Origin of the sequence: Lactobacillus sp. M0393, from assembly GCF_016102025.1 — a bacterium.
GTDB lineage: Bacteria > Bacillota > Bacilli > Lactobacillales > Lactobacillaceae > Lactobacillus > Lactobacillus melliventris.
The window spans coordinates 1-9,091 of sequence record NZ_JACFPK010000012.1 but is presented as its reverse complement, the minus strand read 5'-3'; the positions used below and the strand labels follow the sequence as shown (position 1 = coordinate 9,091).

Genomic DNA, 9,091 nt, shown 5'->3' with positions numbered 1-9,091 from the left:
CTTGTGATTATTGATATAATCCAACAACACAATAATAAACGTGGCGAATGCCAACATTATTTGTAATGCCTGGTAAACGCTCATTAACTGCTTCTCTTTCTAAAAGATTTCGTGCCATAGGCACCATCTCCTTTCCAGATCAACAGCCAACCGCCCTCAAAACAATTTGCTTGAATTCTAAATTAATTATAACAAATACTGTTTGCATATTGAATAAAAGAAGAGCCAGATAATTAACTAAACGGCTTGGTGTAAATAACTTTCACTCACCTTATTAACTTAATATTAAACTGTTTGAAAGCCTGTTCAAAGACAGCATATTATTCTATACTGGATGTAAAGTATTTAATCAATTTTTGAGGTGATTACATGAAATTAAATAAAAAGTTTGTTTATGGTTCCATAGCAAGCATTCTTGCTATTAGTCCTATGCTACCTGCAGTAATGCCAAGCAATACAGAAGTATTAGCTGCTAAGACTGATACTCTCACATTGAATCATAATTCTTATGTTTATACGGCTCAGGGCAAGCGCACCTATTATAACGGTAAAGGGACATTGCGTATGGGCACCACCGTAAACGGTAATGCCAAAACAACTTCGATTAATGGTAAAAGCTACTATCCTTTAACCGGTGGTGCCTACGTTAAGGCGGCTAATGTTGGTGTTGTCAACAAACAGGTACAAGATGGCAACTTGGAGCTCAATTACAATTCTTATGTTTACGATAAGAATGGTAAACGGCTATACAAATTCCGTGGCAGTAAAAAGAATACGCATTTGCGCAAAGGAACCCCTTTGAAATACTCTGGCTCTGTAGAAAAAATTGACCGGAATAGCAAACAGTATTTCTTAGTCAATGATGACAACTATAATCAGTCATGGCTCCCTTATAAAAAAATCGGTGGTAAATATTACTACAATATTGGAGCCGGTGGCTATGTTAATGCGGCCAATGTTGGGCAAATAGATAATAAACCACTTTACACAACTGATGTAAGTGTGAAAGTTAATACAACTAGTGCTATACGGGTTGGCACCGGTAAAGAGCGTACAAGTATTAAACCTGGAGAAAAGGTCAAAGTTGATCGCGTCTCTCAAGTATTGTCTGGACCATCATACAGAGCTAGTTATCGCATAAGCGGAACAAAGACAGGATTTTTCGCCACATCAATAGTAAACAAAAAGCCAAGACAGCAGTTTCTAAACTATACATATTATACTTATGTTTCTGCCAGCAAGAATACTGATGCTTATGATGCCAACGGACAGGTTCGTTCAAACCTAACGGCAACAAATAGTGCAACTACTTCTTTTGCTAAAGGCACTTTCATACCCGTTGATGAAGAACTATACATTTGGAATAACAATGAAAACAAGGCTGAGTTATATTACCACCTTGCTCCAAATACAACTGTGAGTGACATTTTTTTCCAGAGAATTAACAAAGACAGTATGACTTTTGTTAAAGCAGCTGACAGCGAATTTATTTCTGGACCATTGTTAAAGCCTGTTAATACAGTAGATGAAGCCAAAGCAGATGCCAAGTCAGCTACTGAAACTGATAAACAAGACTTGCAAAAAGCAATCAATCAAGATGAAAAAGTTAAAGCAAGTGAGAATTATCAGCAATACAGACATGAAACATATGATGCAGCTTTAGCATATGCAAAGCAAATTAATAGTTCAAATACAGCCAGCCTACAAGAGGTTAAACAAATTACATTCACCTTAAAGAATCAACAGAATAGTTGGTTTCTTCCAGCCGATGAATTAAAAGTTAATAGTGAGTTGGCTTTAACGAAACCATTGTAAAGGCTTTTTACTCTGTTTAATAGATTTCAATTAAGGATTAACTTCCGATATTTAACGAAGTTAGTCCTTTTTGTTTTGATCTAGTTCCTTTCAACTGAGACTTTTTATAACTATGACTTGCTATTTACAATAAAAACAGAAATTTGCCTTATGATCTGATATAGATTGTGATCTCCAAAATTAGAAGAAGTTTATATCATCTAAATAGGTTATTTGTTTAATTTTAGGTTGGTTTTTAGATTATTTTGACTTTTAATTATTTATCTGCCTATAATTTATCTATTAACCACAGGGTAGTTATATTAATATGTAATTTTATTTGTAAGGACTTACTTATGGCAAATAATCAGAATAACGAAAAAAATGAGAAAACAAAACAATTTTATGATTTTTTAAAATATACAATAGTCTTATTTGCGATTTTTATTTTAATCAATTTTTTATTAACAAAATATTTGATAGTTAAATGTTCCGTATCTGGTATCTCGATGCAACCAACTTTTGAAAATCAAGAAAGAGTTATAGCTAATCGCAATAACAAATTGAAACGAAATGAAATTGTCATTTTAAAGGCTCCGGATGAACGTAATTCCTTTTATATAAAAAGAATTATAGGATTACCGGGTGAAACTGTTACTGGAAAAAATAATAAAATTTATGTTAATGGCAAAAAAATAAATCAAGACTATTTAAAACCAGGATTTAAGCTGACGGATAATGAAGACGGCTTTTATGGTACTAAATATTCTTATACTGCTGACTTTTCAATTCGTTCTTTAGCAAGAACAAAAGAATATAAAAGTATTTATTCCCCTTCTCAATTAAAAGAAATGAAAAGTACTAACAAAGTTCCCAAAGGCTCGTATTTTGTAATGGGAGATCATAGGAGCGTTTCAAAAGATAGTCGTTATATAGGAGCAATTCCTAGAAGTAAAATTGAAGGTGTTGTCAAGTATCGCTATTGGCCACTTAACAGAATGAAAGCATATTAAAAGGGATTAGGCCCTTAACATTTGGACTTAATCCTTTTTCCTTTCACTTTTTATAACTCTGCTAATCGTTTTTCATCCAAATGAAACATAATCATACAATAAAGTAATAATATTGCAGTCATAAACACCACCACATAAATGTTAGCAGTTCCAGGGAGTTCACGTAAGAAATCAGCCGGTGAATAACTTATGAAATATGGCAAATGGATAGTTGCATTCATTAATAATAAAACTATTTGCAAAACTAAACCTGTACACATGGCAGCAAACTTATTTTTAATCCACAAAGAAGTAACCATTGCGAATACAGAAAATAATCCTCCCCAAAAAGAAGAAAACATAATTGACAAAATAGCGTGGACAAATGGATGGGAATAATAAAGGGAGACAAACAGCATAGTAAAATTTCTGGCACCAATATTAATATTAAGTAAATTATCGGGCTTAACATTAGGCAATATCATAAACCAAGATAAAAAGTTAAACAGTAAAGGAACAGCAATTACAATAAAGCCGGTCATAAATGCGATTTCTAGGTATCCTAACAAGATTTGTTTAATGGACTTCTCCATCTTTAATTTATAAAAATAGCCGTTGGTAAAATCTTCTTTTAATAATGTACTGGCAGGTAAACTCGCAATTAACGGTAACAAGATAAAAAATATAGTAGGAACAAAAGTAAATCCATCTATTGACATCCACATAGTATAAGGTGAGTTTGTCGCAAGAATATTTTTAGACGTAGAAACAATGCATTGTAAAACGCTGATACTTAGCCCTATTACCAATGCTAAAAACAACCATAATTTATTCAAACGTGACCACAAAAATTTCATTTTATCCTCTCTATTCTAGCAGAAGCGAATATTTGACATAGTGCTTCTTAGTTGGTACTAAGAAACTGAAACGTAATCTTTGATTGCGCATGTCATATGAATAGCGCGGAATGGTAAAAAATATTGTAAAAGGCTGCTTGCCGTGCGCTAATGCTTTATCAGGATTAATACTGTTGTGACTTTTGTCATACAATTTTATTGAGGGATTGCTTGTACCATAAGGATTATTTAGATACATATTTTCTCTAAAATTAGGATTGTTCTTTTTCTCGCCATAGAATGACTGACCAGTTTGACGTATATTAAATTTGACTTTGGCTTGTACAACATCCTTACTTTTCTTAACTGCAGCTTCATGAACAATAAAGTTAACATGATAGGCTTTTACCAATTCATTTTTGTGAAAAAGCTGTTCTTTAGTCACACCATACTGCTGAGGATGGGCGTTTACCTGGTTGTAGCGATAAAAGCCCACGCAGCCAACTACAATTATTATTACCACGAAGAAGCTCCATAATAATTTTTTATTTTTCATGATTAATTGTTCCTTCTTGTACATATAGCTTTTGCGTGGCGACTTTGTTCACAAATTCATGATCATGCGAAGCAATAACAAAGGTTGAACCTTTACGGTTATAACCGTCAATCAATCTGATTAATTTACCTATACTTTCATGATCCAGCGCATTGGTGGGTTCATCCAGAACAATTAACGGATAGCCTCCGAGAAAGGCCTGTGCAATTCCTAATTTCTGCTTCATCCCCAGTGAAAATTTCTTAACTTTTTGTTTAGGGAACCTGGTTAAATCAAAGTACGCCAATAAATCATTAATCTGCTTTTCTTGAATATCTGGATCTAATTTCGCTAATAGTTCTAAATTTTTATGAGCAGTAAATTCTTCTATTAAACTGGGATTTTCAATTAAAATTCCCGCTTTAATAGGATAAGGCTCTTGGACCTTCATCTTCTTACTATTAACTATGACTTCCCCACTGGTATTTATTAAGCCTAAAATCGTTTTTAAGATTAACGTTTTACCAGAACCATTTATTCCTTCTAAAACAGTGATACTGCCTTCTGGAATATCTGCACTGACATCATGCAATAGTGGCCGTCTTTTCACTACTTTTCCTACTTCATTTAATTCAATAAAACTCATTTTTTACTCCTTACTCTACACTAAAGAAATGGTCAATAATCCCATAAACAATCACCATAATCAAAGTTGCCAGCAATAATAATAAAAAGCCAGGGAAATTAAATCTCATAATTATCAAGCAATTCAAAGGATTTAATTGCCATTTTAAAAGAGATGTCATTATCAAAAGTGAAGCTGGAATAATCAAACCCAAGGCCGAATTAAACTTCCCAATTGTACCTTGCAAAAGAAGCGTCAGATATATTCCTAAAAAATTGTTGATGAAAAGTAGTGGGATCGCCTGCCAGTCAGCTAAATGAAAAAAAGACAAAGAGGGCAATTTAAATAAAGCCGTAACAAGCAACATAACTAAAAGTGTAACAAACACGTAGGCCAAAGCTATTACTCCCATTAATAACATAGTGACAACAGTAAAATTTTTCGGTGGAATTTGTAATCCTCTTAGGTGCATAACGGTAGTTTGCCAAAGCAGTTTAAAGCTATTTAGCATAATAAGTAGCGGTATTAAGAAATAGACCAGCCACAAAATAAAATTAAAAGATGTATCTTGACTGGTATCGGCAAAGAAAAGATTAAATATAGAAGTATGTGGACTGTTAATTAGCTGCGCACTGAGAAAAATAATTGAAAAGCAAATCAAACTTAGCCAACAAATTAAACGGAAGCGGATTATTTGCCATAAATATAATAATTGATTCCAAAATAGACGTTTCATAAAGACCTTCTTTTTAAAAGTGAGGATAGCCACATAATAAGTACAATTTAATTCGACTTTTATAGATAGCCAATTTTTATTTCTTATTTTTTAATTATCGTTTAATTCTATACATTAATAGTATCATTTTAGTATTGTTAAAAATAGTAGAATTAAACTTTTAATAATCCAGCTCACTATAACGATTAGTAATTAAATAGACGATTAGCATTAATAGCGTTGTAACTAGTAACAACAGAATATTGTTCTTATTGACCCGCAGCAACATTAAACTATTGAGCGGATTATATTTCCAAGTGGTATAAATCGTGATAATACACAGGCTAAAAGGAATAATTATACCCAATGGAGCATTGAAGCGACCGATAGTGGTTTGAATTATCAACAACAGAAATATTCCTAAAAAATTGATAATAAACAATACTAATAAAGCTGGTAATCCGTGAAATTGTAATAGCTTAAAATTTCTTAGCCAAGAAAAGTCAGTCATTAAAGTCATGATTCCCTCTGTTAGTACCACATAAATGATGGTGATCAACCCCATTAACCCAACATTAACTACAGCGAAACTTAATGGTGAATATCGCAGCCCTCGCAATTGCATTCCCCTTGCTTGCCACAATTGTTTAAAACCGCTTAAGACTATCAGTAGCGGTACTACAAAATAAACAAACCAAAAAACAGGCAAAATAACTTGGCGTGATTTAACAGCGTTAAAATCAACTCCCATGAAAAAAAGAGGAACTATAGCGGAATTAGGCATTAGTTTCAACATCAGTATTACAAAGCATATTAACCCTAACCAAAAAAGAAAGCGCGATTTTATTAGTTGCCACAAAAATAAAAATTGATTCCAAAATAAATTTACAAGAGATGCTTTTGAGTCTACCGCTTTAGAATGCAATTGTTCTCTCCTTATTTGTTCACACTCGCACTAGTCAAAAATGAAAAAGCTTACACTAATGATACCACTTGTTCAGAATTTAAAAAATACGATCAGTAGAATTAAAATATTAAATTCCTTTAATTAAAGCAAAAATGCTCCAGGCATTAATCAACTGATTAACTTTCTAGGGCATTTTAATAAAAAAGGTTAGCTATTATGATGTGAACCCTAAAATTAGGACACTTTATTAGCTTTACTGAGGACTAACTGCCGATATTCGATCGGAGTTAGTCCTTTTAGTTTGATTTTAATTCTTTTCTGACTGTAATACTCAATAGTTTCTTACTGCATCTCCCAGCTCGGTGAGATTCATATACAGCTTTTCAAAGCAATGGAACATTTATTCATGAAAAAAAGTGCTCCTTATAGTCAGATTATTGTCTAACTATTATGGAACACTTCAATTTCGAAGGTCATATCCCTTTTTACTTATTTTTCTCTCTTACTTTCTATGCTTTATCGATAGCTCAAGATCAAGATTGCTTTGATAAATCAATTATTTGATCAAACATTTCTTGCTCTTTTTCTGATATGTGGTGTGCTACTTCGATCACAGTTCCTTTAAACTCACTTAGAATTGTTTGGTGTATTTGCAAAGATAAATTCTGATCAAGAGATGAAGTTGCTTCATCAGCTAATAATATCGGTCTTTTTGATACTAATGCTCGTGCAATTTCAACCCGTTGATTTTGACCACCAGATAAATTACTACCACCCTTCCCAAGCTGATAGTCTAAGCCCTTTTCGTTTACGAGATCAGTTAAACCGGCTTGTTCAACAGCATAATTTAAGTCTTCTTCAGACACATGGCGACCTAAAGTAATGTTGTATTTTAAAGTATCATCTAAAATAAAAGGCTTTTGCTGAATAAAAGAGAAGTACTCGTGTAATTTTCCCCAATCACCATTTACTTCAGAATATTAACTTCATAGGATCCAGAATCAAGTTGTTGAATACCAATTAATACATTCAGTAAAGTTGATTTCCCCCAACCTGATGGAGCTTGCAGGAGAACTTTTTCCCCGGAATCAATTTTTAGATTAACATTGGCAAAAATTTTCTGTTTACCCTGACTAACTCCAGCATCAGTCAATTGTAATGATTGGAAAGTATCTGAAGCAGTTGCAGTATTGCTACCCTGCGGCTTTATCAGCAAGTCGATTTTTTTGATTTTTTGCAAAATCGGTTTTGCCGTTTTAATATCGTTAACTGACCCAAAAATACCAACTACAGGATTAATAAAATTATTAGCCAGTTGTGCTATCATCATAAACGTGCCTAAAGTCAGCCGACCGCTAACAATGAAACTGATACCAATGGCAAAAGGAAGGAACATACTGAAAATATATGCTACTATCATAGTCATCTCATTAGACATGCCTTTAGTCCAATTGGTTTTGAAAAGAGACGTTTCCATTAGCTTCGCTGCTTTAATCAACCTGTTAACCATTGAAAATTGAACATCATAGATGTTAGCCATTTCCGCTCCAGAATGAGTTTCAATAACAGTATTGGTATAGTTGCTATTGGATTTTTCCCACTTTTCAGAATTTTTTTCGATCTTAGGGCCAAAAACAGTCTGAATAACGGCAGGAGTAAATGAAGCTATTAAAAATACCAGCGCAATAATCCAAGAACTAACAAATGCAGAGATTACAGCTGCCAAAAATTGAATTAAATCAGAAATGATTGAAAGCTCTGCCTCAATACTATTAGTTTCAATTTGCTTGAGGTCATTGGTCATAAATGAACTGTCAATTTCGTTATGGCTAGCATAGTTATTAACTAAATAATTGGCAGATGCACTTTTTAGGTTAAGATTAATTTCTTCTATAATTTTATAATAGAAATACTGATATATAACGCCGACTATTCCAAATATTAGCAGACCACAAACAGCAAAGACAGTCAGCTTGATTAAGCTGCCTTGAGGCTTTTGGGCGAAATCAATAAATTTTTGAAAAATTAAGGCAACAAAAACAACCTGAAGTGATTTCAAAAAAGCAAAAAAGACATACAAGGCGAGTCTCCACGGGTTTGAATATTTTATAATCATTGATTTTCCTTTCAATATTTTTTAAATAGCATTTTGTTAGTCTAGTTCTTAACTTATAGTATGTATACTCATTTTTAAATTCAATATTGCTCTTAAGCTTGTCCAATAAGCCATGTGAAGAAATTTTTAGCTTAATTATTAAAACTCAGGCTTTTAAATTAATAAAAAATAAATATTAGATAACCAAAATAATAAGGTTTTAATCTTTAAAAGTCAATAAGATAATTTTATTTTCTTTTAATATTTATACTGAACAATTTCCCGTTAGCACTAATTTTATCCCTAATCCTATTTTGTAACTATAAAAAAACGATTATAAATGACAACATGCAATCCCTGACTCAGTCAACTTGTGCAAAATTAATTCAGTCATGATATAATTTAATTATAAAGAAAAGAGGCCTTGCGCTAACAAGACCTCTTTGAAAACAAGCAGCCGCTCTAAAGGCGGTTAGCTGTGTGAGAGATAAAGACCATCCCTAACTGGCTAAAGTATTATTGGGACGGTCTTTTTTATTTCTTGTGATTATTGATATAATCCAACAACACAATAATAAACGTGGCGAATGCC

10 protein-coding genes and 1 pseudogene are annotated in these 9,091 nt (G+C 32.8%); 2 read left to right on the top strand and 9 right to left on the bottom strand.

Annotated features, from left to right (window positions below; genetic code table 11):
* A partial coding sequence (locus tag H3R29_RS09275) for a putative holin-like toxin (protein ID WP_370567620.1) occupies window positions 1-57 on the bottom strand: 57 nt, incomplete at its 3' end.
* Window positions 58-369: 312 nt separating this feature from the next.
* On the opposite strand from H3R29_RS09275, the gene H3R29_RS09005 reads away from it, so the two are divergent.
* The gene (locus H3R29_RS09005; RefSeq protein ID WP_198203122.1) at window positions 370-1,815 is read left to right on the top strand and encodes an SLAP domain-containing protein; all 1,446 of its coding nucleotides are present in this window, start codon (window positions 370-372) and stop codon (window positions 1,813-1,815) included.
* Between the two features lie 335 nt (window positions 1,816-2,150).
* Window positions 2,151-2,807 (top strand): signal peptidase I, encoded by a 657-nt coding sequence (gene lepB, locus H3R29_RS09000; protein WP_198203123.1) that lies wholly within the window; start codon window positions 2,151-2,153, stop codon window positions 2,805-2,807.
* Window positions 2,808-2,857: 50 nt separating this feature from the next.
* On the opposite strand, the gene H3R29_RS08995 is transcribed toward lepB, so the two are convergent.
* From H3R29_RS08995 to H3R29_RS08965, 8 genes and pseudogenes are all read right to left on the bottom strand, one after another.
* Window positions 2,858-3,643: a hypothetical protein gene (locus H3R29_RS08995; RefSeq protein ID WP_198203124.1), complete on the bottom strand. Its 786-nt coding sequence runs from the start codon at window positions 3,641-3,643 to the stop codon at window positions 2,858-2,860.
* A 10-nt stretch (window positions 3,644-3,653) separates the two neighbouring features.
* On the bottom strand, window positions 3,654-4,178 hold the full coding sequence (locus tag H3R29_RS08990) for a hypothetical protein (RefSeq protein ID WP_122038083.1): 525 nt from the start codon (window positions 4,176-4,178) through the stop codon (window positions 3,654-3,656).
* Complete coding sequence (locus H3R29_RS08985; protein WP_122038084.1) at window positions 4,168-4,803, bottom strand: ATP-binding cassette domain-containing protein; 636 nt, start codon at window positions 4,801-4,803, stop codon at window positions 4,168-4,170. The genes H3R29_RS08990 and H3R29_RS08985 overlap by 11 nt, the downstream gene beginning before the upstream one ends.
* 10 nt (window positions 4,804-4,813) lie before the next feature.
* Entirely contained in the window at window positions 4,814-5,518 is a 705-nt protein-coding gene (locus H3R29_RS08980; protein ID WP_198203125.1) for a rhodopsin, read from the bottom strand.
* Between the two features lie 160 nt (window positions 5,519-5,678).
* Window positions 5,679-6,281 (bottom strand): rhodopsin, encoded by a 603-nt coding sequence (locus H3R29_RS08975; RefSeq protein WP_147446448.1) that lies wholly within the window; start codon window positions 6,279-6,281, stop codon window positions 5,679-5,681.
* Window positions 6,282-6,638: 357 nt separating this feature from the next.
* Window positions 6,639-6,780: pseudogene (locus H3R29_RS08970) on the bottom strand (IS3 family transposase); the annotation flags it as partial.
* 157 nt (window positions 6,781-6,937) lie between these two features.
* Window positions 6,938-7,288 carry an ATP-binding cassette domain-containing protein gene (locus H3R29_RS09270; protein WP_370567619.1) on the bottom strand — a complete coding sequence of 117 codons (351 nt, stop codon included), beginning with the start codon at window positions 7,286-7,288 and terminating at the stop codon, window positions 6,938-6,940.
* 83 nt (window positions 7,289-7,371) lie between these two features.
* Window positions 7,372-8,520, bottom strand: coding sequence for an ABC transporter transmembrane domain-containing protein (locus tag H3R29_RS08965; protein ID WP_370567402.1), 1,149 nt, complete (start codon window positions 8,518-8,520; stop codon window positions 7,372-7,374).
* Between the last annotated feature and the right edge of the window lie 571 nt (window positions 8,521-9,091).

Coding starts and splice junctions, on each gene's coding strand:
- H3R29_RS09005 (WP_198203122.1), top strand. CDS start 370: ATGAAATTAAATAAAAAGTTTGTTTATGGTTCCATAGCAAGCATTCTT.
- lepB (WP_198203123.1), top strand. CDS start 2,151: ATGGCAAATAATCAGAATAACGAAAAAAATGAGAAAACAAAACAATTT.
- H3R29_RS08995 (WP_198203124.1), bottom strand. CDS start 3,643: ATGAAATTTTTGTGGTCACGTTTGAATAAATTATGGTTGTTTTTAGCA.
- H3R29_RS08990 (WP_122038083.1), bottom strand. CDS start 4,178: ATGAAAAATAAAAAATTATTATGGAGCTTCTTCGTGGTAATAATAATT.
- H3R29_RS08985 (WP_122038084.1), bottom strand. CDS start 4,803: ATGAGTTTTATTGAATTAAATGAAGTAGGAAAAGTAGTGAAAAGACGG.
- H3R29_RS08980 (WP_198203125.1), bottom strand. CDS start 5,518: ATGAAACGTCTATTTTGGAATCAATTATTATATTTATGGCAAATAATC.
- H3R29_RS08975 (WP_147446448.1), bottom strand. CDS start 6,281: ATGCCTAATTCCGCTATAGTTCCTCTTTTTTTCATGGGAGTTGATTTT.
- H3R29_RS08965 (WP_370567402.1), bottom strand. CDS start 8,520: ATGATTATAAAATATTCAAACCCGTGGAGACTCGCCTTGTATGTCTTT.